Here is a 21,255-nt window from a genome sequence, read left to right as displayed (position 1 = left end):
GGGGTACCCACCGGAGCCAGGTGGGCGCCCCTGCCCGCGTCGATACAGAGGTGCGGGGATGCAGAGATACGGAGCCATGGGGTGGGTCACTCCGTATCGACTTCTATGGTGGGGTGGACGCGGCGGAACGGGAGAGGGCCCATGACGGCACGGAGCACCGACGAGACACGGCTGGCCCTGGCGCTCCGCGCGACGCCGCCCTCCGACGCGCTGAGCGAGCAGATCCTGGACGCCGCGCGCGAGCAGTTCATGACCTTCGGGCTGCGCCGCTCCACCGTCGACGACGTCGCCAAGCGCGCCAGGGTCTCGCGGGTGACCGTGTACCGGCGGATCGGCAACAAGGACAGCCTCGTCTCCGCCTGTCTGCTGCGCGAGTACCGCCGCTTCGTCGTGGAGGTGGACGATGCCGTGGCCGCGCTGCCCACGACGGAGGATCGGCTCGTCGAGGGCTTCGCCGCGGTGCTCCGGCACATCCGCGAGCATCCGCTCATCGGCGGTCTGCTGAGACTGGAGCCCGAGACGATGCTGCCGTTCCTGACCCTGGAGAGCGGACCGGCCTTCCTCGCCATCCGCGAGTACCTCGCCGACCGGCTGCGTGACGCCCGGCGCGCGGAGGGCCGGGCGGCGAGTGATCCGACTCCGGTCGCCGAACTGATGGTGCGGATCACCGTCTCCTTCCTCCTCAACCCCGTCAGCTGTTTCGAGCTGGACGACGACACCCAGGTGCGGGAGTTCGCCCGCCGCTATCTGGTGCCGCTGCTCGCCGCCGGGTAGATCCACCGGCGTGGCCGTCCCTCTCGTCGGGCAGGGGTTCCACGGGGCGGTTGCGGGCCCAGTGCGGACCGAGGTCGTCGAGCCGCCAGCCGAAGGGGTACGAACGGGGCCGCGGGCGCGCGGGAAACCTGCGTGGCCGGGCCGGCAGCCTGCGGACACACTGTGCGCGCAGGCGCAGGGCCGCCGACGCCGAGGCCCGCACCCACCGCGGCTGCGGCCGGAAGCCCAGCGCCGCCAGCAGCGGCTCGTCCAGCAGCCCGAGAGCGAATCTCGCCACCAGGGGCCGTAACGGACGCGGATACCAGCTCGCGATCACGCGGAACGTGGCGTTCGCGACCCGCCGGTTCGCCGGGTCGTACGCGAACATCCGCTCCTCGTAGGAGTCGAGAAACCGCTCGAACCCCTCGTACGTGTCGGGCGCCCCCTCGATGCCCATCATCGCCGCCGTCTTCCGGCCGGCCTCCACCAGCGCCTGGACCTCCTGGGCGCACAGGGGACGCCAGCCGAACCGGTCGATCCAGCGCTTCGGCCCCACGACCGTGGTCGCGAGGACATAGCGGAAGTCGTCGTCCGCGATCCTGTACTTGCCGTGGATCCGGTTGAGATGACGCGCGGCCGCCCGCCCGCGCTCCGAGTCGAAGCCGTCGGCGGCCATCTCGTACCCGATCAGCATCGTGTCGTCGTACCGCTTCTGCCCGGCCCGTTCGAACTCCTGGGTCCGGTCGAGGAGCACGGAGATCCGGGGAACGCCGTAGTCCCGGAGGAAGGCGACACTCACCCCCTGCCGGTAGTCCCAGGGGAACTCGTACTGAGAGATGAGCCGAAGGATCTCGGCGTAGTCGCGCGCCGGATCCATCCGGCGTATCTCGTGCAGGCGGCTGTATCGGCCCATGGTGCGCCCTCCTGTCCGGTTACCGACTCCCTGCGGGGCCGCTCCTGTGGGTTGTCGCTGCGTGACCGGCCAACTCGCCTTCTGTGCAAGGAATGTGAGGGGCCGTCCGGTCCGGGAGTCAAAGTTACAAATACTATCGACATGTTTCACGAGTCCCGTCAACACCGCCGACGACCGGGCATACGACGAGGTGCAGCGGGGGCCGGTGCGCATGACTTCCGAAGCGCTCGCATACTGGATCACAAAGGGGGCCGGGCGCCGGACCGTGCACCCGCCGACCGTCGGGAGCACCGTATGAGCAGCGAACCGGCCAGAGGCGCCGACCCCGTACCGCCGCCGCCCGGCGGTGTGCTCTGGAGCCTCTCGGGTGACATCCGGGCCCTGCTGATGCTGCCCGCCGCGCTCACCCTCCAGGTCGCCCACCCGGCGGTCGGCGCCGGCGTCGACGAGCACTCCGTCTTCCGCACGGACCCCTGGGGGCGCGGCGAGAGGTCCCTGCGCTCGCTCCAGCTCTGGGTGTACGGGGGTGAGGAGGCGGCCGAGGAGGGGCGCAGACTGCGGCGCCTGCACCGCACCATCCAGGGCACCGACACCCGGGGGCGCCGCTACCATGCGCTGTCGCCCGCGAACTACGCGTGGGTGCACGCCACCGGGTTCCCGGTCTACCAGCACGGCGCGCGCTATCTCGTCCGGCCGCTCACCGGGGCACAGGAGCGGGCGCTGTACCGGGAGTGGCTCCAGGTCGGCAGGATCCTCGGCATCCACGACCGGGACATGCCGCAGACGATCGAGGAGTTCTGGCCGTACTTCCGCAAGGTGCTCGCCGAGGAGATCGAGGCGACCGCGGTCGTCGAGGACCTGATCGCCACCGATCGTCCCGTACCGCCGCCGGACCGCGGGCCGCTGCCGCTCAGGCTGCTGCTGAAGGTGTTGTGGCCGGTGCTGCTCCCGCCGCTGGCCCGGTTCCGGCGGTTCGTCACCATCGGGCTGATGCCGCCGGAGGCACGCGAGGCGATCGGGCTGGAGTGGACGGACGAGCAGGAGCGCGCACTGCGGCGGTTCTGCGGGGTGGTGCGGCGCGTGGTGCCGGTGCTCCCCGAGCGGCTGCGCTATCTGCCGTACGCGCGCAGGGCCCGGGCGGCCCGTCGCGCGGCCGTCCGGCGCGGGGGAGGGCTCAGGGCCTAGGCGGAAGCCCGGCGGACCAGCTCGGTCGGCGTGATCACCGATGCCTGCTCGTCGCCCCCGGCCTCGCCGTTGAGGCGGCTCATCAGCATCCGCACCATCAACCGGCCCATTCCTTCCACATCCTGACGGACCGTCGTCAGCGGAGGCTCGGTGGCCTCGGCTATCGACACCATGTTGTCGAAGCCGACCAGGGCCACCTCGTCCGGCACCCCGCGACCGCGCTCGCGCAGCACCCGCAGGGCGCCCGAGGCCATCAGATCGTTGGCGGTGAAGACCGCGTCCAGACCGGGGTGGCGGTCGAGGAGTTCCGCCATCGCCCGCGCGCCACCCTCGACGGTGAAGTCGCCGTCCGCCAGCAGGGTCGGATCGACGTCGGGCAGCACATCGCGGTAGCCGTCGATGCGGTCGAGGGCCGAGGTCTGGTCGCGCGGCCCGGCGATGTGCGCGATCCGCCGCCGGCCCAGGGCGACGAGATGGCGCACGGCCTCGGCCGCGCCGCCCCGGTTGTCGCAGTCGACGTACGGGACGGCCAGTTCGGACGCGGCGCCGGGCCGGCCCGGACGGCCGCCGTAGACCGTGGGCACCCGGAACCTGCGGATGATCGCGGGGAGTTCGTCGTCGGTGTGCAGCGAGAAGGCCAGCACCCCGTCCACATGGCCGCCGGCCAGATAGCGGGCGATCCGGTCGAAGTCGCCGCTGCCCTCCACCAGAAGCAGCACCAACTGGGAGTCGTGCAAGGTAAGTTCGCGGCTGATGCCACGGATCTGCTGGGAGAAGAACGGGTCGGAGAAGATCCGGAACTCCGGCTCGTCGATGATCACGGCGACTGCGCCGTTGCGCCGGGTGACCAGGGTCCGGGCGGCGTGGTTCGGTACGTATCCGAGCTCCTCGACCGCCTTGCGCACCTGGTCCACGAGCGGCTTGCGCACCCCCGCCCCGCCGTTCACCACCCGGGAGACCGTCGCCCGGGAGACCCCGGCGCGGGCCGCCACGGCCTCCAGTGTGGGGCGGGCATCGCGAGCGGAATCGTGGGACGGACCGGGCAAGGGACGCTCCTCGTACACGCGGGATCGGGCCGGAAACGGCCGGGCCGGCCGGACAGCACCGACGCCGTCAGCCTAACCGGCGCCGCCGGCCCGCCGCTGGGCACCACCGCCCCCACCAGGGGAAAGGGCAGCGGTGCCCGGACCGGTCAGCGATGGTCGTGCACGGAGTCCGTCGCGGCGATCTTCTTCCAGGAGGCGGGCCGCGCGGGCTGCCCGGTGGCGTGCAGGGCGTGTGTCCCGGCCGCCGCCGGGGCCTCGGGCCGCGTCGGCCGGAACAGCCAGGTGTCGAAGAAGGCGGCGAGCGGCTTGCCCGAGACCCGCTCCGCGTAGGCGACGAAGTCGCTCACGCTCGCGTTCCCGTACGCGTGCTCCGCGGGCCAGCCCTTCAGCAGCGCGAAGAACGTCTCGTCGCCCAGCTCGTTGCGCAGCGCCTGGAGCGCCAGCGCGCCCCGGTCGTAGACGGCTGCGCCGAACTGGTTGTCGGGGCCCGGGTCTCCGGGCTTCACCTTCCAGAAGGCGTCGTCGGCGGGGTGCAGCGCGTAGGTGTAGTCCGCCAGCTCCTGCGCGGTTCCCTCGCCCTCCTTCTCCGACCACAGCCACTGGCTGTAGCGGGCGAAGCCCTCGTTGATCCAGATGTCCTTCCAGCCCTTGAGGGACACGCTGTCGCCGTACCACTGGTGCGCCAGTTCATGGACGACGACCGAGACGTTCGCACCGTTCGCGAACTGCTTCGGGCTGTAGAACGGCCGGGTCTGGGTCTCCAGAGCGAAGCCGCTCGTCACATTGGGGGAGTACCCGCCCAGCGCGTCGAAGGGGTACGGCCCGAAGACCTCCGTCAGCCACTCGGCGACCTCGGCGCTCCGCTCGATGCTGGCGCGTGCCGCCCCCGCGTTTGCGCCGAGGTCCTTGCTGTACGCGTTGACGACCGGCAGCCCGTCCGACGTGGTGTCCGTGGTGATGTCGAACTTCCCGACCGCCAGCGTCGTCAGGTACGTCGCCTGCGGCTTGCTGGAACGCCAGTTGAAGCGGGTCCAGCCGAGCTTCGAACTCTGCGACTGCAGCGTGCCGTTGCTGATCGCCTGGGTGCCGTCCGGGACGGACACGGAGATGTCGTACGTCGCCTTGTCCAGCGGGTGGTCGTTGCTGGGGAACCACCACGCGGCCGACTCCGGTTCCTGGGCGGCCACCGCGCCGTCCGGGGTGCGGACCCAGGACGTCCAGCCGTTGATCTCCACCTCGGAGGGCTTTCCGGCGTACCGCACGACCACCGAGACGGCCTTGCCCTTCGCCAGCGGGGCCGCCGGGGTGATCTCCAGCTCCTGCTCACCGTTCTTCACATGGCCGGCCTTCTTGCCGTTCACCCGTACCTCGGAGACATTCAGCCCGAAGTCCAGGTTGAAGCGGGAGAGTTCCTGGGTGGTCGTGGCGAGGATCGTCGCCGTGCCCTCCAGCAGATCGGTCGAGGGCTGGTACTTCAGTCGCAAGTCGTAGTGGGACACGTCGTAGCCGCCGTTGCCACTGGCCGGGTAGTAGGGGTCGCCGACGCCCGGGGCGCCCACGGTGCCTTCGGCGGCCGAGGCCGGGACCGCCAGCAGCAGGGAGGCCGCGAGTGCGCTCGGGACGATGAGTCTGCGGTGCACGGAATGCTCCAAGTGGTCGGGGCGAATGATCTTTCGAACCGTCACGTCGACACTATTCAGCGACCACGGCATCAGTCGTGTCCATGGCCGCAGCTGTCACACGATCGCCATTCGGCCGCCACTGCGGCAGTACGCATTTGCATCGTGATCAGGCCATATGCGCCACTGATCGCCCTCTGTCGCCGGGGAGTTGACCGGGGTACCTTCCGCCCATGCCGAATCGTGCGCGAGGCCTCCGTCCGAGGTACAGATCGCTGGTGGTGGCGGCCGTCGCCGCCCTGACGGCCGTCCTGCTCCCACCGGCAGGTGCGCAGGGCGCGAGCCCCGGGAAGGAGCTGCCGACGGAGAGCAGACCCGTCTACTCGTACGAGAACGCCGTCCGTGAATCGGTCTGGGTCGACACCGGACTCGACGGCGACGCGGACGGGCGGAGCGACCGCGTCGCCGTCGACATCGTGAGGCCGCGCGAACCCGCCCGGCAGGGCCGGAAGATCCCCGTGATCATGGACGCCAGCCCGTACTACTCCTGCTGCGGACGCGGCAACGAGAGCCAGCTCAAGACGTACGACGCCGACGGCCGCCCCGTACAGTTCCCGCTCCACTACGACAACTACTTCGTGCCGCGCGGCTACGCCTTCGTCGCCGTCGATCTGGCCGGTACCAATCGCTCCGACGGCTGCGTCGACGTCGGAGGCCGCTTGGACGTGCAGTCCGCCAAGGCCGTGATCGACTGGCTGAACGGCCGCGCCCGCGGCTACACCACCCGCACCGGCAACGCCCGCGCCACGGCCGGCTGGTCCAACGGCCGCACCGGAATGATCGGCAAGAGCTACGACGGCACCATCGCCAACGGTGTCGCCGCGACCGGCGTGGACGGGCTGCGGACCATCGTGCCGATCGGCGCCATCTCCTCCTGGTACGACTACTACTTCGCACAGGGCGCGCCGCTCTACGACAGCGGCCCCGAATGGCTCTCCGGCCATGTGGAGAGCCCCGAGGCGCGCGGACGCTGCGCCGCCGTCCAGCAGCGGCTCGTCGACGGGGCGCCGCGCACCGGCGACTGGTCGAAGCTGTGGAGCGGGCGCGACTACGTGAAGGACGCCCGCAAGGTGCGCGCCAGCGTCTTCGCCGTCCACGGCATGCAGGACCTCAACGTCCGTACCAAGCACCTCGGCCAGTGGTGGGACGCGCTCGCCGACCGGGGCGTGGAGCGCAAGATCTGGCTCTCCCAGACCGGCCACGTCGACCCGTTCGACCATCGACGCGCCGAATGGGTCGACACGCTGCACCGTTGGTTCGACCACTATCTCCTCGGCTACGACAACGGCATCGACCGCGAACCGATGGCCGACATCGAACGCCACCCCGACCAGTGGTCCACCGACCGGATCTGGCCGCCCCGCACCACCCACGCCACCACCGTGCGCCCCGGTGCCGGGAGCGCGCCGGGCGTCGGCACCCTGTCCCTGCGGCCGGCCCGCCCCGGCACCACCGAGACGTTCACCGACGACCCGGCACAGAGCGAGACGGAGTGGGCCGCCGACCTGGACCGGACCACGAGCGCCAAGGCCGGATTCCGTACCGCGCCGCTCACCGCCGACCTCAGGCTCTCCGGATCCTCCGCGGTGACCGTCACCGCCACCCCGACCACCTCGACCGCCCACCTCTCCGCGGTCCTCGTGGACATCGGCCCCGACACCATCCGCGACTACGGCTCGTCCGGTGAGGGCATCACCACCCTCACCACCCGCAGCTGCTGGGGCGCGAGCACCACCGGGGACAGCTCCTGCTTCAAGGAGACCAGGGCCAGGACCACCACCGTCGACCGGACCGTGGTCAGCCGCGGCTGGGCCGACCTCGGTACGTACGCCTCCCCCGGGCAGGGCCGCCCGCTCACCCCGGGCCGGGCCGTCACCATCACCATCGACCTGGCGGCCACCGACCACGTCGTCCCGGCCGGACACCGCCTGGCCCTGATCGTCGCCGGCACCGACCGCGACCTCATCGACCCGCCCGACTCCACCCCCACACTCGGCCTCGACCTGGCCCGCACCTCCGCGAAGCTGCCGTTCGTCGGCGGCACCGGAGCCTTCGTACGGGCCACCACGGGTTCCGCCTCCGCGACGGCCGTGCCCCGGGCGGACGACGTCCAGGGCGTGACGCCGCCGCGGCCCGCCGCTCGTGTCCCGGGCGGCGGCCACCCGTAACGGCTCGCCCGGCCGCGAAGGGTCCTTCCTCAGAGGGGCCCTTCGCACCGCTTGTTGGTCCTCGGAGGCGAGCGTTGCGTGTGGTACCGCCTACGGAGAGCGAAATAGCTGCTTCCGTGAAAGGCGCGCCGTCTTCGAGCCACTCATCGGATCCCGGCGCGCCCACGGCGGTCTCGGCCGGCTGATCGACATCCTCGCCATCTTCGCGACCCTCTTCGGCTCCGCCGCTTCACCGGGACTCGGCGCCCTCCAGATCGGCAGCGGCTTCCATGAGCTGCACTGGTAAGGAGAAGACCGGCACCGGACTCCTGGTCCTGATCACCGCCGCACCGACCGTGGCCTTCGTCGCCTCGGCGGTCTCCGGTGTGGAGAAGGGCATCCAGTGGCTCTCCAACACCTACATGGTGCTCGCCCTGATCCTCGCCGTCTTCGTCTTCGCCGCCGGCCCCACCATCATCGTGCTCGACCTGCTGCCCACCTCGATCGCCGCCTACTTCGGCAACCTCGCCCAGCTCGCCGGCCGCACCGAGGCGACCGGCAAGGGCGACGTGGCCGAGTGGCTCGGCAACTGGACCGTCTTCTACTGGGCCTGGTGGATCTCCTGGACGCCCTTCGTCGGCATGTTCATCGCCCGGATCAGCCGCGGCCGGACGATCCGGCAGTTCATCGGCGGAGTCATCCTGGTGCCCAGCGCGGTCAGCCTGGTCTGGTTCGCGATCTTCGGCGGCACGGCGATCGATCTGCAGCAGGCCGGCAGGCTCGGCAACGCCGTCACCCAGGAGGCACAGCTCTTCGGAGTGCTCCAGGAGTTCCCGATCCCCACGGCCCTCGTCACGATCGGCATGTGCGTGGCGCTGATGCGGGATCTGCGCCAGGACCCGCTGATCGTACGGCGCGAGTTCGGCGTCGAAGCGGTCGAGTCCGCGGTCATCGAGGGGCACGCGAAGTACGCCGGCGACTTCGAGATCCGGATCGGTCCGGGCGGCAGCCGGGTCACCACCGGACTCCACGAGGGCCACGACCCGCCACCGGACACCTCGGCCCCGGCGGGCCCTCCGGGCGACGGCTGAGAGCTCCTGCCCCGGCGCCGATCAGGACCTGTCCGGCGGACCGAGGCCGGACAGGCCCTAGGATCGACACCCTGATGACTGCCACTCTCGTCGCCAAGGACCTCGCCGCCGGACACGGCGACCGCACACTCTTCGCCGGACTCGACCTCGTCGTCGCGCCCGGCGACGTGATCGGTCTCGTCGGAGTCAACGGGGCCGGAAAATCGTCCCTGCTCCGGCTCCTCGCCGGACTCGACCGGCCGGAGGAGGGCGAACTGCGGCTCTCCCCGCCCACCGCCACCGTCGGCCACCTCCCGCAGGAGCCGGAACGGCGCGCGGGGGAGACCGTGCGGGAGTTCCTGGCCCGCCGCACCGGTGTCGCCGACGCCCAGGCCGCGATGGACGCGGCGACGCAGGGCCTCGTCGACGGGGCGCCGGGCGCGGACGACGCGTACTCCGAGACACTGGAACGCTGGCTGGCCCTCGGCGGCGCGGACCTGGACGAGCGCGCCGAGGAGGTCGCGGCCGAACTCGGGCTGACCGTCGGCCTCGACCTGCCGATGACCGCGCTCTCCGGAGGCCAGGCCGCCCGCGCCGGCCTGGCCTCCCTCCTCCTGTCCCGCTACGACGTCTTCCTGCTGGACGAGCCCACCAACGACCTCGATCTGGACGGCCTGGAGCGGCTGGAGCGCTATGTCTCGGGGCTCCGCGCGGGCACGGTGGTCATCAGCCACGACCGCGAATTCCTGATGCGCACGGTCACCAAGGTCCTCGAACTGGACCTGGCCCAGCAGCAGATCAACCTGTTCGGCGGCGGATACGCGGCCTATCTGGAGGAGCGCGAGCGCGCCCGCAGGCACGCCCGCGAGGAGTACGAGGAGTACGCCGACAAGCGCGCCTCCCTCGAAGGGCGCGCCCAGATGCAGCGCTCCTGGATGGACAAGGGCGTCAAGAACGCCCGCCGCAAGGCCACGGACTCCGACAAGATCGGCCGCAAGTTCCGCAGCGAGTCGAGCGAGAAGCAGGCCGCCAAGGCCCGGCAGACCCAGCGCATGATCGAACGGCTCGATGTCGTCGACGAACCGCGCAAGGAATGGGAACTGCGGATGGAGATCGCCGCCGCACCCCGCTCCGGCTCGGTCGTGGCCACCTTGCGCGAAGCGCGGGCCGTACGCGGCGACTTCGCCTTCGGCCCGGCATCGCTGCAGATCGACTGGGCGGACCGGGTCGCCATCACCGGCGCCAACGGGGCGGGCAAGTCCACCCTCCTCGCCGCACTCCTCGGCCGCCTCCCGCTCGACTCCGGCCATGCGGCGCTCGGCTCGGGCGTGGTGGTCGGCGAGGTCGACCAGGCCCGCAAGCTCTTCCACGGCTCGGAGTCGCTCCTGGAGGCGTTCTGCGCGGCCGTGCCCGACACCGAACCGGCCGAAGTGCGCACGCTGCTCGCCAAGTTCGGCCTGCGCGCCGACCATGTGATGCGCCCCGCCACGACGCTCTCCCCGGGTGAGCGCACCCGGGCGGCGCTCGCCCTGCTTCAGGGCCGGGGCGTCAACCTCCTGGTGCTCGACGAGCCCACGAACCACCTCGATCTGCCCGCGATCGAGCAGCTGGAATCGGCCCTGGAGTCGTACCCGGGCACGCTGCTGCTGGTCACGCACGACCGGCGCATGCTGGAAGCCGTACGGACGACGCGGCGTGTCGAGGTGGCGGAGGGAAGGGTGACGGAGATCTGAGCCCGGGCCGCTCCGGTCTGGTATGCCAAAATTTTCGCGTCTCGGGACCCTACCCATTTGGTATACCGATATGGGGAATTCTTGGTGAATGCCGTGAAGGGCCGGTGCCTGTGGGGGAGTTGTGCCGCTGTCGCCGGGTGCTGAACCGGGGCGGGGCCCGCCGCAGGCGTGGCCCCTCCCCGCTCAGTGGTCCTGCTTACCGCTTCCTGTTGCGACCGCCCTGGTCAGGGTCCGCCAGCCCGGCCCGCCGCAGGGCGTCGGCCATCGCGCTGTTCACCGGCGCCGGTGCCGGACGGGCGGAGCCACCACCGCCACCGCGCCGGTCGCGGTCCTGGCCGCCCTGCCCCTGACGCTGCCGCGGAGGCCGGCCGCCCTGGCCGCCGCGCTCGCCCCGCTCACGCCTCGGGCCGCCGCCCTGGGAGCCCGCGCCGGCCGCCGCCTCGTCGTCCAGCCGCAGCGTCAACGAGATCCGCTTGCGCGGCACGTCGACGTCCATGACCTTGACCTTCACGATGTCGCCCGGCTTCACGACATCCCTCGGGTCCTTCACGAACGTCCGCGACATCGCCGACACGTGCACCAGGCCGTCCTGGTGCACACCGATGTCCACGAACGCGCCGAACGCCGCGACATTGGTGACGACACCCTCCAGCACCATTCCGGACGCCAGATCACCGATCTTCTCGACGCCCTCCTTGAAGGCGGCCGTCTTGAACGCGGGCCGCGGGTCGCGCCCCGGCTTCTCCAGCTCCTTCAGGATGTCGGTGACCGTCGGCAGACCGAACTTCTCGTCCACGAAGTCGTCGGCCCGCAGCGACCGCAGTACCCCCGTGTTGCCGATGAGCGAGGCGACGTCGCCGCCGGTCCGCTTCACCATCGCCCGCACCACCGGATACGCCTCCGGGTGCACGCTCGACGCGTCCAGCGGATCGTCGCCCCGGATGCGCAGGAAGCCCGCGCACTGCTCGTACGCCTTCGGACCCAGCCGTGCCACGTCCTTGAGTGCCTTGCGGGACCGGAAGGGGCCGTTGGCGTCGCGGTGCGCGACGATGTTCTCGGCGAGCCCCGAGCCGATCCCCGACACCCGCGAAAGCAGCGGCGCGGAGGCGGTGTTGACGTCGACACCGACACCGTTGACGCAGTCCTCGACGACCGCGTCCAGCGAGCGCGACAGCTTCACCTCGGACAGGTCGTGCTGGTACTGCCCGACGCCGATCGACTTCGGGTCGATCTTCACCAGCTCGGCGAGCGGGTCCTGCAGCCGCCGCGCGATGGAGACGGCGCCGCGCAACGACACGTCCATGTCGGGGAGTTCCTGCGAGGCGAAGGCCGACGCCGAGTACACGGACGCGCCCGCCTCGGACACCATCACCTTGGTGAGCTTCAACTCCGGGTGCTTGTCGATGAGTTCACCGGCGAGCTTGTCGGTCTCCCGGGACGCCGTACCGTTGCCGATCGCGATCAGGTCGACGTCGTGGGCCTTCGCCAGCCGCTCCAGCGTGGCCAGCGACTGGTCCCACTTGTTCGCCGGGACGTGCGGATGGATGACATCCGTCGCGACGACCTTGCCGGTCGCGTCGACGACGGCGACCTTCACACCCGTACGGAAACCGGGGTCGAGCCCGAGCGTGGCCCGGGTCCCGGCCGGGGCGGCGAGCAGCAGATCGCGCAGGTTCGACGCGAAGACGCGTACCGCCTCGTCCTCCGCCGCCGTGCGCAGCCGCAGCCGCAGATCGATGCCCAGGTGCACCAGGATCCGGGTCCGCCAGGCCCAGCGCACGGTGTCGCCGAGCCACTTGTCGCCGGGGCGGCCGCGGTCGGCCACCCCGAAGCGCCGGGCGACCATGTTCTCGTACGTCGAGGGGCCGGGCGCCTCGGAGGGCTCCTCCGGCTCCAGGACCAGATCGAGCACGTCCTCCTTCTCGCCCCGGAGCATCGCGAGCACCCGGTGCGAGGGCAGTGCGGTGAACGGTTCGGCGAAGTCGAAGTAGTCGGCGAACTTCGAGCCCGCCTCCTCCTTGCCGTCCCGCACCTTGGCGGCCAGCCGCCCGCGCGACCACATGCGCTCACGCAGCTCACCGATCAGATCGGCGTCCTCGGAGAACCGCTCGGTGAGGATGGCACGGGCACCCTCAAGCGCCGCCGCACCGTCCGCGACGCCCTTGCCGGCGTCCACGAAGGCGGCGGCAGCTGCGAGGGGCTCGACCGACGGGTCACCGAGCAGGCCGTCGGCGAGCGGTTCGAGCCCGGCCTCCCGGGCGATCTGCGCCTTGGTGCGCCGCTTGGGCTTGAACGGCAGATAGATGTCCTCGAGGCGGGCCTTGGTGTCGGCGGCCCGGATCTGCGCCTCCAGCGCCTCGTCCAGCTTGCCCTGCTCGCGTACCGAGTCGAGGATCGCCGCCCGGCGGTCCTCCAGCTCCCGCAGATACCGCAGCCGCTCCTCCAACGTGCGCAGCTGCGCGTCGTCGAGCATCTCGGTCGCTTCCTTGCGGTAGCGCGCGATGAACGGCACGGTCGACCCGCCGTCGAGCAGCTCGACGGCCGCCTTCACCTGCCGTTCGCGTACGCCGAGCTCCTCGGCGATCCTGCCTTCGATGGACGTCGTCACGGTTCTACCGACTCGCCTTCTCGTACTGGCTCTACTGGCTGTGCATGCCGGGGCAGGGCCCCTTCGCCTGCATTGTGCCGGGTGGCCGGGCGCCGTGTCGCCCGGCCACCCCCGAGGCCTCTCGTCCGGACCGGGCCGGACGGCGGCTCAGCCCTTGCCCATGAGATCGTCCGGGAACGCGCCCGCCGACGCCGCCGTGAACAGGAACCCGCGCGCCAGCTCGGTCAGCCGCTCCACGCCCTCCGCGCCCAGGTGCTCGTACGGGGCCGCGTCCATCCGGTCCGTGGCCTCCTCCAGCTCCGCCCGGAGCGCGACGCCCGCCTCCGTCAACTCGCCCTCGGCGTCCAGGAGTCCGCGCCCGCGCAGCCGCTCGCACGCCGCGTCCCAGTCGTCGCGCTGCCAGCCACGGGTGGCGAGCACCCAGCGCGGGTTCATCCCCTTGCCGGTCGCCGTGTGGCTGACCAGGGCCTCCAGCGGGTCGAGCCCGGCGGTCATGAGCGCGGCGAGATGGCCGTCGCCGCGGTGCTCCCGCAGCAGTGCGCCGGCGTGCCAGTACGCCAGATGCGGCTCCTTCGGCACCGGGAGATCGGCATGGGCGGCGTAGAGCGGCCGGGCGTGTCGGGTGCACCCCTGGGCCGCGCGCAGCGCGAGTTCCGCCGCCTCGGCCAGTTCCGGGGAGGCGATGATCTCCTCGCCCAGCAGCCGCCGCAGGGTGGTGTCGGCGGCGCGCAGCCGGGCGTCCAGGACCGCCTGCGGCGAGGCGACGGACCACACGGCGGGCAGATGCCGGGCCACCAGGTCGTGGTTGAAGTTGTAGAACGTCGCGGTGACCGTGCCCGGTCCGACAGCACCCATCGCCGCCGAACGCGCGGCGAAGTAGGCGGCGTTCGAGTCGTCGATGCCGAGCTCCCCGAGCTCCTTGCCGAGGCCGGGGGAGAAGTAGACCGTCGAGTGCAGCGGGTTGATGGCGTTGTGACAGTGGCGTCCGGCGCGAGGCGGCAGAGTACTCATGGCGGCACATTACCGACCGGTCGGTACGTCCGGTAGCCTCGGGCGGCATCAAGAGCGCGGCGGCCCCGCCGTGGCAGAAAAGGTGGGTTCTTCGTCATTGCGGCCATATGCGGGGCCGACCAGGATGACAGCCATGGCGCAGCGATCCGTACTCGTCGTCCTCTACGACGGCGTCCAGAGCCTGGATGTCACCGGGCCGGTGGAGGTCTTCGCCGGGGCCTCCCACTTCCCCGGCGCCGGATACGCACTGCGCACCGCCTCGCTCGACGGCGCCCCGGTCCGCACCAGCAGCGGCCTCGTCCTCGTCCCGGACGGCGCCCTGGCCGACGCCGAACCACCCCACACCCTGCTCGTCCCCGGCGGCGAGGGCACCCGCGCCCCGGACTCGGCGCTCGTCGACTGGCTGCGGGCACACGCCCCGCGGGCCGAACGGCTCGTCTCCGTCTGCACGGGCGTGCTGCTGCTCGCCGGGGCCGGACTGCTCGACGGGCACCGGGTGACCACGCACTGGACGCTCTGCGACCACCTCGCCCGCAACCACCCGGCCGTCGAGGTCGACCCGGACCCGATCTTCGTCCGCGACGGCCGGCTGGCCACCTCCGCCGGGGTCACCGCCGGAATCGACCTGGCGCTCGCGCTCGTCGAGGAGGACCACGGCAGGGACATCGCGCTCAGCATCGCCCGGCACCTGGTGGTCTTTCTGCGCAGGCCCGGCAACCAGGCCCAGTTCAGCGCCCAGCTCACCGCCCAGACCGCCCGGCGCGAACCGCTGCGCGAGGTCCAGCACTGGATCACCGAGAACCCCGGCGAGGACCTCTGCGTCGAGGCGCTCGCCGCCCGGGCCCGTCTGTCGCCCCGTCATTTCGCGCGTGCCTTCCAGGCTGAGACGGGCCTCACGCCGGGCCGTTACGTCGACCGCGTACGCCTCGAACAGGCCCGCAGGCTGCTGGAGGACTCCACCGACGGTGTCACTGGTATCTCCCGCGCCTGCGGCTACGGCACGACGGAGGCGATGCGCCGCGCGTTCGTCAAGGCGCTGGGCACCGCCCCCGCCGAGTACCGCCGCCGCTTCCGCACCCGACCCGCCACCGACTGACCGGCCGGTCGCTCGCCGGACCGCTCGACCGCTGGACCGAGAAAGGGAACCCATGCAGATCGCCATCGTCCTCTTCGACCGCTTCACCGCACTCGACGCGGTGGGCCCCCACGAAATGCTCGCCCGCACCCCCGGCGCCGAGACCGTGTTCGTCGCCGAACGGACCGGGCCGGTGGGCAATGACACCGGCACCCTCTCGCTCGTCGCCGACAGGACCTTCGCCGAGGTACCGGCACCGGACGTGGTGGTCGTGCCCGGCGGCCCCGGTCAGCGTGACCAGATGGAGAACGAGGCACTGCTCGGCTGGCTGCGCGCCGCAGATGCCACCAGCACCTGGACCACCTCCGTCTGCACCGGTTCGCTGCTGCTCGCCGCGGCCGGACTGCTGACGGGCCGGCGCGCCACCTCGCACTGGCTCCTGCTGGACGTGCTGAAGGAGCTCGGCGCCGAGCCGACCGGCGAGCGCGTCGTCATCGACGGGAAGTACGTCACCGCGGCGGGCGTCTCGTCCGGCATCGACATGGGGCTCACCCTGGCGGGCCGGATCTCGGGCGACGAACACGCCCTGGCCGTACAGCTGCTGACCGAGTACGACCCGCAGCCGCCGTACGACGCGGGCTCGCCGGAGAAGGCCCCGGCGGCCATGGTCGAGCGGTTCCGTGCCCAGCGCCACTACCTCCTCCAGTAGGGCGCGGGCGGTCAGGCCGTCCAGGTGAAGCGCGGCGCGCGCCGCTCCAGGAAGGCGGCGACACCCTCGGCGGTGTCGCCGCTGCCGCGCGCCTGCTCCGCCCAGTACGCGTCCCGGTCCTCGCGCCCGGCGGCGAACTCCTTCGCCGCCGCCTGCGTCAGCTGCGAGCGGGCCGCCAGGGTCGCCGCGTACGCCTCGACCCGCTTGTCCAGCCCACCGGCCGGCAGCACCTCGTCGACCAGGCCGGTGCGCAGCGCCCGCGCGGTGTCGATCAGCTCGCCGGAGAACAGCAGATGCTTCGCCGTGGCCGGGCCGGTCAGCGCCACCAGCCGCCGGGTCGACGACGCGGCGTACACGATGCCGAGCTTGGCCGGGGTGACACCGAAGGACGCACCCTCCTCCGCGAACCGCAGATCGCAGGCGGCCGCCAGCTGGCTGCCGCCGCCCACGCAGTAGCCCCGGATCGCCGCGAGCGTCGGTTCGGGGAACGCGGCCAGCGCCTCCTCGGCCGCCACGGCGAGCGCTTGCGGATCGCCCGCCGGGTCCCGCAGCGAGGAGATGTCCGCACCCGCGCAGAAGGTGTCCCCGGCACCGGTCAGCACCAGCACCCGGACCGCGGGATCGGCCGCCAGCCGCTCCAGCAGGCCGGGCAGCGCGCGCCACATCGCGGCCGTCATCGCATTGCGTTTGGCGGGGTTGCTGATGACGACGGTGGCGACGCCGTCCGCGACGGCGTGCTCCAGTCCGGGTTCCGTACGGTCCATGCGCCGGATGCTATCCGTACCGTTCGAACCTATGATCAAGAAGGGGTATCCGACCAGGCACGCACCGTGAGGAGCTTCCCGTGGCAGATCCCGCAACCGAGGGCAGGAGACTGAGCCGCAGCTTCGGCTGGCTCGCCCTGCTCGGTGCCCTGCTCGTCGTGGCCGGCCTCGTCGGCCTCGTCTACACCGGCGTCGCGACGCTGACCTCGATGCTCCTGTTCGGCTGGCTGCTGCTGATCGGCGGCATCGTCGGACTGCTGCACGCCATCGACTCCCGCGGCAGCGACTACTTCTGGCTGGGCGTCGTGGTGGCCGCGCTGAACATCGCCGCCGGAATCGTCGTCATCCGCCACCCGCACGGCACCGCGGAGGCGCTGACCATGTTCGCCGCGCTGCTCTTCCTGACCGGCGGGGTGTTCCGCCTGGTGGGCAGCGTCGTGGTGCGCGGCCCGCAGTTCGGCTGGACGCTGCTGCAAGGAGCGTTCGGCCTGCTGCTGGGGCTGCTGGTGCTCTTCGACTGGCCGCACAGCAGCCTTTACGTACTGGGTCTCTTCTTCTCGCTGGCGCTGCTCTTCGACGGGCTCGGCCTGATCGCGATGGGCGTGGGCGGCCGCCGCATCGTCTCGATGGTCTCGGAACAGAGGGTGACCGGAGAGCTTCCCGACTCACCCCCGCGAGATGAGCAGAAGCGGTCCAATGATTGAGTCTTTCGTGTCCTGTCCGGTCAGAACATGTCGATAGAAGTCGAATTCTGTGCAGTGACCCGGCCGGGGCCGACTACGCCCCGCACTCTGTACTCGACGTGCAGTCACCATCGAGCGGAGAGCGGGTACCGGACTATGGAGAGCCGCGGGAGTGTCCCGGCCCGGCCCGTGTCGTACGAGGGAGTCTGGCGGTTCACCGCCCCGGCCGTGGACGTCTCCGTACCGCAGGCCCGGCACGCGGTGCGCGATCTGCTGAAGCGCCAGGGCGTGCCGCTGGACGAGGACGTCGCCGAGGGACTGCTGCTGATCGTCTCCGAGCTGGTCACCAACGCGGTGAAGCATGCCGCGCTGCTCTCGCCGGAGCTCGCCGTCGAGGTGGCCGTGGGCGAGGAGTGGATCAGGGTGTCCGTCGAGGACAACCATCCCTACCGTCCGACGGCCCTGGAGACGGACTACGCGCAGACCGGCGGGCGCGGTCTGCTGCTGGTCCGGGAGATCACCCGGGAAGCGGGCGGAGCCTGCGATGTGGAGCACACCGCAGGCGGCGGAAAGATCATCTGGGCGGCGCTGCCGTTGAGCCCGCGGCCCTGACCACCGGCATCCGCCGGCGCGCCCGGTGCCGCCCGCCCGTCACCAGCCGGCGGACGGCCCGGTCAGCTCCCTGATCGCCGGACGCGCGGCATCCAGCACCGTCATGAACCAGGCCGAGAACGGCGACCGGGCATGACGCTCCGCGAGCTCCTCGGCCGTCACGAAGGCGGTCTCACCGACCTCCTCCGGGTCCGGGGCCGGCCGCTCCTGCGCCATTCCCACGAAGAGGTGGTTGAACTCCTGCTCCACCAGACCGGAGGCCGGGTCGGGGTGGTTGTAGCGGACCGTGCCCGCCTCGGCCAGCAGGGAGGGCGAGATCCCCAGCTCCTCATAGGTGCGCCGGGCGGCGGCGGCGAAGGGCGCCTCACCGGGGTAGGGGTGGCCGCAGCAGGTGTTCGACCAGACACCGGGGGAGTGGTACTTGCCGAGCGCACGGCGCTGGAGCAGCAGCCTGCCCTGCTCGTCGAAGAGGAAGACCGAGAAGGCGCGGTGCAGCTGACCGGGCGGCTGGTGGGCGGCGAGCTTCTCCGCCGTGCCGATGGTGGTGCCGTTCTCATCGACCAGTTCGAGCATGATCGCTTCTGCTGTGCCGTTCGACGAGCTGTGCGCCGCGGTGGCTGGTGTGGTCGGCATACCCATCCTTCGCTATGGTCCCGGCCCGGTGCGCCGGTCCCGTCGATTCCGGTCAAGTCTGCCGTACAAAAGCCGCTTGTCCGCACCTCGGGGTCTGGCATGTCCGGTCCCGCCGCACCACGAGGCGCGGCGGGAGCGGACGGTGCGTCAGACGCCGAAGGCGGCCGGGTAATGGATCGTGCCCTGCGGCACCGGCGCGGATTCGTCCAGCACCAGGGCCATCATCGCCTCGTCCGGGACGTCGAAGCCCGGCCGGATCCCGTACCGCGACGCCGGTACGAAGCCGAACTTCGGGTAGTACTCGGGATGACCGAGCACCAGGACGAGTGACTCGCCGCGCAGCCTTGCCGCGTCGAGCACCGCCCGCACCACCTCCTGCCCCGCCCCCCGGCGCTGGTGCTCCGGGGCCGTCGCCACCGGGGCCAGCGCGAGCGCCGGAGCGTCCCCGACCCGGCACCGGGTCAGCAGGGCGTACGCCGTGACGTCCCCGTCCGGGCCGTCCGTCGCGACCTGGGAGAGGCCGGGCAGCCAGGCCGCCGGGTCGGCGCGCAGCGCGTCGACGAGAGCGGCCTCGTCCGGCGTCGGGAAGGCGGCGGCGTTGAGCGCGTGCACGGCCGCCGCGTCCGCCGCCGTCTCCGGACGGGTCGTCCAGCGCGGGTCGGCGGGGCGCAGCACGTAGCAGGCGTAGCCGTACTCCGTGCCGTGGTCGCGCCGCATGGCCAGCTCCTCGCGGGTTGCCGCGAGCGCCCACGCCATTCCGGGGGCCGACGCGTCAGCGGTCTCGACGCGCTCGGCGAGCGGGACGTAGTACTCGTCCCAGTCGCTGTCGGGCTGCACCAGCGCCCCGAGGACGTGGTAGCCGGCCGCCACGGCCGCCGCCGTGTTGCCCGCCACGGGGCGCATCGACGTCTCCTGCTCCCAGAAGGCGCGCGCCTGGGCCGTCGGCGCGTCCGTCGTCCAGACGCACTCGCTGACGACCAGGGAACCGCCCGGGGCGAGCAGCCGCTTCCAGTCACGCAGGGCGGTGTCGAAACCGATGATGTACGCCGACCCCTCGGCCCAGACGAGGTCGAACGACCCGTCGGGGAAATCGGGGCCGGACAGCTCTGCCATGTCGGCCCGGACCGTACGGACGCGGTTGCCGAGCCCGCGGGCGTCGGCCCCCTCGCGCAGTTCGTCGAGGAACGGCTGGTGGAGGTCGACGGCGGTCACCTCGGCGCCGGCCTCGGCGGCGAGGAGCAGCGCGGCCCGGCCGGGCCCGCAGCCCAGGTCCAGGACGCGCGGACGGCGCGGCAACGGGCCGGTGAGCTCCAGCAGCCGCCGGGCGGTGGCGTCGGAGCCGGGGCTCTGCCGGGGCAGGCCGTGGTGCAGGGAGAAGAACGCCTCGGTACGGACGGCGTGGTCGTTGTCGGTCAACGTGGGAACCCTTGATGTACGAGGGCTCCGGCCAACGTGTCGACCCGGTGCGAGTCGGGGTGCTAGCCGAGAACCCGGGAGATGAGGAAGGACCGGATGCTGCGCCGGGCAGGCGCCGTCGCGACGGTCATCAACCTCAGCTCCTCTCTCGCACATGGGGAGGCCGAACGCCTCTGCGAAGACCCTACACGGCCCCGCCGGACGGGGATCTCAGCGGCAGAGCCTGGCCTCGTGCTCGGCATGGCCGCTCGGCTCCAGCTGGAAGGTGCAGTGCTCCACGTCGAAGTGGACGCCCAGGCAGCCCTGCAGCTCGTGGAGGAGCTTCTCGTGCCCGATCGAGTCGAGCATGTCCTGGCGCACCACCACATGGGCGGAGAGCACCGGCATTCCCGAGGTGATCGTCCAGGCGTGCAGGTCGTGTACGTCCAGCACGCCGGGCAGTGCGGTGATGTGGGCCCGTACCTCACCCATGTCGACCCCCTTGGGCGCCGACTCCAGCAGCACATTGAGCGTCTCCCTGAGCAGCTTCACGGTCCGGGGGACGATCATCAGGCCGATGACCAGCGAGGCGATCGGGTCGGCGGCCTGCCAGCCGGTGGCCAGGATGATCCCCGCCGAGATCAGCACCGCGAACGAGCCGAGCGTGTCCGCGAGCACCTCCAGATAGGCGCCGCGCACATTGAGGCTGTCCTTCTGCCCGCGCATCAGCAGCGACAGGGAAATCATGTTGGCGACCATGCCGACCAGGGCGAAGGCGATCGTCAGCCCACCCCTGGTCTCGGCCGGGGTGATGAAGCGCTCGACGGCCTCGAAGAGCAGGAAGCCGCCCACGCCGAGCAGCAGCAGACAGTTGGCGAGCGCGGCGAGGATCTCGGCACGGGCGTAGCCGAAGGTGCGGTTCAGCCCGGCCGGCCGGTTGGCGAAATGGATCGCCAGCAGCGCCATGCCCAGGCCGAGCGCGTCGGTCGCCATATGGGCCGCGTCGGCGATCAGTGCCAGAGAGTCGGCGAGCACACCGCCGACGATCTCCACGACCATCACGGTGAGTGTGATGCCGAGCGCGATCCGCAGCCGTCCCTTGTGCGCGGCGGCTGCCGTGCCGGTGGGCGGCGGCCCGCCGTGTGTGTGCCCGTGGTCGTGCCCTGCCCCCATGGGGAACGCCTCCGTCGTCTCGCGGTCCCGGGCGCGGTCGGCCCGGGCACTGCCAGTCAACTACGG

The 21,255-nt window shown here is 71.6% G+C and carries 17 protein-coding genes and 1 pseudogene; 9 read left to right on the top strand and 9 right to left on the bottom strand.

Annotated features, from left to right (window positions below; all coding sequences use genetic code 11):
* The first annotated feature begins 141 nt into the window (after positions 1 to 141).
* On the top strand, positions 142 to 774 hold the full coding sequence (locus BT364_RS11050; protein ID WP_072484977.1) for a TetR/AcrR family transcriptional regulator: 633 nt from the start codon (positions 142 to 144) through the stop codon (positions 772 to 774).
* Here BT364_RS11050 and BT364_RS11045 read toward each other — a convergent pair.
* A complete protein-coding gene (locus tag BT364_RS11045; RefSeq protein WP_072484976.1) occupies positions 692 to 1,666 on the bottom strand; it encodes an oxygenase MpaB family protein in 975 nt (324 codons plus the stop codon). The two genes, BT364_RS11050 and BT364_RS11045, sit on opposite strands and share 83 nt — an antisense overlap.
* 294 nt (positions 1,667 to 1,960) lie before the next feature.
* Here BT364_RS11045 and BT364_RS11040 point away from each other — a divergent pair, with 294 nt between their 5' ends.
* Complete coding sequence (locus BT364_RS11040) at positions 1,961 to 2,851, top strand: oxygenase MpaB family protein (RefSeq protein WP_072484975.1); 891 nt, start codon at positions 1,961 to 1,963, stop codon at positions 2,849 to 2,851.
* On the opposite strand, the gene BT364_RS11035 is transcribed toward BT364_RS11040, so the two are convergent.
* Together BT364_RS11035 and BT364_RS11030 are read right to left on the bottom strand one after the other, a co-directional pair.
* On the bottom strand, positions 2,848 to 3,897 hold the full coding sequence (locus tag BT364_RS11035; RefSeq protein WP_072484974.1) for a LacI family DNA-binding transcriptional regulator: 1,050 nt from the start codon (positions 3,895 to 3,897) through the stop codon (positions 2,848 to 2,850). The genes BT364_RS11040 and BT364_RS11035 overlap by 4 nt on opposite strands.
* A 146-nt stretch (positions 3,898 to 4,043) precedes the next feature.
* Positions 4,044 to 5,537, bottom strand: a complete 1,494-nt coding sequence (locus tag BT364_RS11030) for a M1 family metallopeptidase (RefSeq protein ID WP_072484973.1) — start codon at positions 5,535 to 5,537, stop codon at positions 4,044 to 4,046.
* A gap of 212 nt (positions 5,538 to 5,749) precedes the next feature.
* Between BT364_RS11030 and BT364_RS11025 the strand changes: the two genes are divergently transcribed.
* The 3 genes and pseudogenes from BT364_RS11025 to BT364_RS11010 all read left to right on the top strand — a co-directional run bounded on the left by BT364_RS11025 (position 5,750) and on the right by BT364_RS11010 (position 10,526).
* Entirely contained in the window at positions 5,750 to 7,744 is a 1,995-nt protein-coding gene (locus BT364_RS11025; RefSeq protein WP_072484972.1) for a Xaa-Pro dipeptidyl-peptidase, read from the top strand.
* 55 nt (positions 7,745 to 7,799) lie between these two features.
* A pseudogene (locus BT364_RS11015) lies at positions 7,800 to 8,814 on the top strand (BCCT family transporter); the annotation flags it as partial.
* A gap of 74 nt (positions 8,815 to 8,888) precedes the next feature.
* Positions 8,889 to 10,526: an ABC-F family ATP-binding cassette domain-containing protein gene (locus tag BT364_RS11010; protein WP_072484969.1), complete on the top strand. Its 1,638-nt coding sequence runs from the start codon at positions 8,889 to 8,891 to the stop codon at positions 10,524 to 10,526.
* A gap of 196 nt (positions 10,527 to 10,722) precedes the next feature.
* Here BT364_RS11010 and BT364_RS11005 read toward each other — a convergent pair whose 3' ends face one another.
* On the bottom strand, positions 10,723 to 13,134 hold the full coding sequence (locus BT364_RS11005) for a Tex family protein (RefSeq protein ID WP_072484968.1): 2,412 nt from the start codon (positions 13,132 to 13,134) through the stop codon (positions 10,723 to 10,725).
* Positions 13,135 to 13,281: 147 nt separating this feature from the next.
* Entirely contained in the window at positions 13,282 to 14,145 is an 864-nt protein-coding gene (locus BT364_RS11000; protein WP_072484967.1) for an SCO6745 family protein, read from the bottom strand.
* Positions 14,146 to 14,278: 133 nt separating this feature from the next.
* Between BT364_RS11000 and BT364_RS10995 the strand changes: the two genes are divergently transcribed.
* Positions 14,279 to 15,241, top strand: coding sequence for a GlxA family transcriptional regulator (locus BT364_RS10995; RefSeq protein WP_072484966.1), 963 nt, complete (start codon positions 14,279 to 14,281; stop codon positions 15,239 to 15,241).
* A gap of 52 nt (positions 15,242 to 15,293) precedes the next feature.
* The gene (locus BT364_RS10990) at positions 15,294 to 15,929 is read left to right on the top strand and encodes a DJ-1/PfpI family protein (protein ID WP_072484965.1); all 636 of its coding nucleotides are present in this window, start codon (positions 15,294 to 15,296) and stop codon (positions 15,927 to 15,929) included.
* Between the two features lie 11 nt (positions 15,930 to 15,940).
* Here the strand turns inward: BT364_RS10990 and BT364_RS10985 are convergent, their stop codons facing one another.
* A complete protein-coding gene (locus tag BT364_RS10985; RefSeq protein WP_072484964.1) occupies positions 15,941 to 16,693 on the bottom strand; it encodes an enoyl-CoA hydratase/isomerase family protein in 753 nt (250 codons plus the stop codon).
* 80 nt (positions 16,694 to 16,773) lie between these two features.
* Between BT364_RS10985 and BT364_RS10980 the strand changes: the two genes are divergently transcribed.
* Both BT364_RS10980 and BT364_RS10975 read left to right on the top strand, forming a co-directional pair.
* A complete protein-coding gene (locus tag BT364_RS10980) occupies positions 16,774 to 17,397 on the top strand; it encodes an HdeD family acid-resistance protein (RefSeq protein WP_072484963.1) in 624 nt (207 codons plus the stop codon).
* Between the two features lie 135 nt (positions 17,398 to 17,532).
* Positions 17,533 to 17,988, top strand: coding sequence for an ATP-binding protein (locus BT364_RS10975; RefSeq protein WP_072484962.1), 456 nt, complete (start codon positions 17,533 to 17,535; stop codon positions 17,986 to 17,988).
* 39 nt (positions 17,989 to 18,027) lie between these two features.
* Here the strand turns inward: BT364_RS10975 and idi are convergent, their stop codons facing one another.
* The 3 genes from idi to BT364_RS10960 all read right to left on the bottom strand — a co-directional run bounded on the left by idi (position 18,028) and on the right by BT364_RS10960 (position 21,189).
* Positions 18,028 to 18,621 (bottom strand): isopentenyl-diphosphate Delta-isomerase, encoded by a 594-nt coding sequence (gene idi / locus BT364_RS10970; RefSeq protein WP_072484961.1) that lies wholly within the window; start codon positions 18,619 to 18,621, stop codon positions 18,028 to 18,030.
* Between the two features lie 147 nt (positions 18,622 to 18,768).
* A complete protein-coding gene (locus BT364_RS10965; protein ID WP_072484960.1) occupies positions 18,769 to 20,037 on the bottom strand; it encodes a bifunctional class I SAM-dependent methyltransferase/N-acetyltransferase in 1,269 nt (422 codons plus the stop codon).
* Between the two features lie 210 nt (positions 20,038 to 20,247).
* The gene (locus tag BT364_RS10960) at positions 20,248 to 21,189 is read right to left on the bottom strand and encodes a cation diffusion facilitator family transporter (protein WP_072484959.1); all 942 of its coding nucleotides are present in this window, start codon (positions 21,187 to 21,189) and stop codon (positions 20,248 to 20,250) included.
* Between the last annotated feature and the right edge of the window lie 66 nt (positions 21,190 to 21,255).

The organism is Streptomyces atratus, assembly GCF_900119365.1.
Lineage (GTDB): Bacteria > Actinomycetota > Actinomycetes > Streptomycetales > Streptomycetaceae > Streptomyces > Streptomyces atratus_B.
Note: the sequence above shows the minus strand (reverse complement) of the source record. Positions and strands in the feature narration are given on the sequence as shown.

What these genes read in the sequence shown, in the direction of transcription:
- BT364_RS10960 (WP_072484959.1), bottom strand. Translation starts at nt 21,189, where the DNA reads ATGGGGGCAGGGCACGACCACGGGCACACACACGGCGGGCCGCCGCCC.
- idi (WP_072484961.1), bottom strand. Translation starts at nt 18,621, where the DNA reads ATGCCGACCACACCAGCCACCGCGGCGCACAGCTCGTCGAACGGCACA.
- BT364_RS10990 (WP_072484965.1), top strand. Translation starts at nt 15,294, where the DNA reads ATGCAGATCGCCATCGTCCTCTTCGACCGCTTCACCGCACTCGACGCG.
- BT364_RS11050 (WP_072484977.1), top strand. Translation starts at nt 142, where the DNA reads ATGACGGCACGGAGCACCGACGAGACACGGCTGGCCCTGGCGCTCCGC.
- BT364_RS11025 (WP_072484972.1), top strand. Translation starts at nt 5,750, where the DNA reads ATGCCGAATCGTGCGCGAGGCCTCCGTCCGAGGTACAGATCGCTGGTG.
- BT364_RS10995 (WP_072484966.1), top strand. Translation starts at nt 14,279, where the DNA reads ATGGCGCAGCGATCCGTACTCGTCGTCCTCTACGACGGCGTCCAGAGC.
- BT364_RS11040 (WP_072484975.1), top strand. Translation starts at nt 1,961, where the DNA reads ATGAGCAGCGAACCGGCCAGAGGCGCCGACCCCGTACCGCCGCCGCCC.
- BT364_RS11010 (WP_072484969.1), top strand. Translation starts at nt 8,889, where the DNA reads ATGACTGCCACTCTCGTCGCCAAGGACCTCGCCGCCGGACACGGCGAC.
- BT364_RS10985 (WP_072484964.1), bottom strand. Translation starts at nt 16,693, where the DNA reads ATGGACCGTACGGAACCCGGACTGGAGCACGCCGTCGCGGACGGCGTC.
- BT364_RS11000 (WP_072484967.1), bottom strand. Translation starts at nt 14,145, where the DNA reads ATGAGTACTCTGCCGCCTCGCGCCGGACGCCACTGTCACAACGCCATC.
- BT364_RS11045 (WP_072484976.1), bottom strand. Translation starts at nt 1,666, where the DNA reads ATGGGCCGATACAGCCGCCTGCACGAGATACGCCGGATGGATCCGGCG.
- BT364_RS10975 (WP_072484962.1), top strand. Translation starts at nt 17,533, where the DNA reads ATGGAGAGCCGCGGGAGTGTCCCGGCCCGGCCCGTGTCGTACGAGGGA.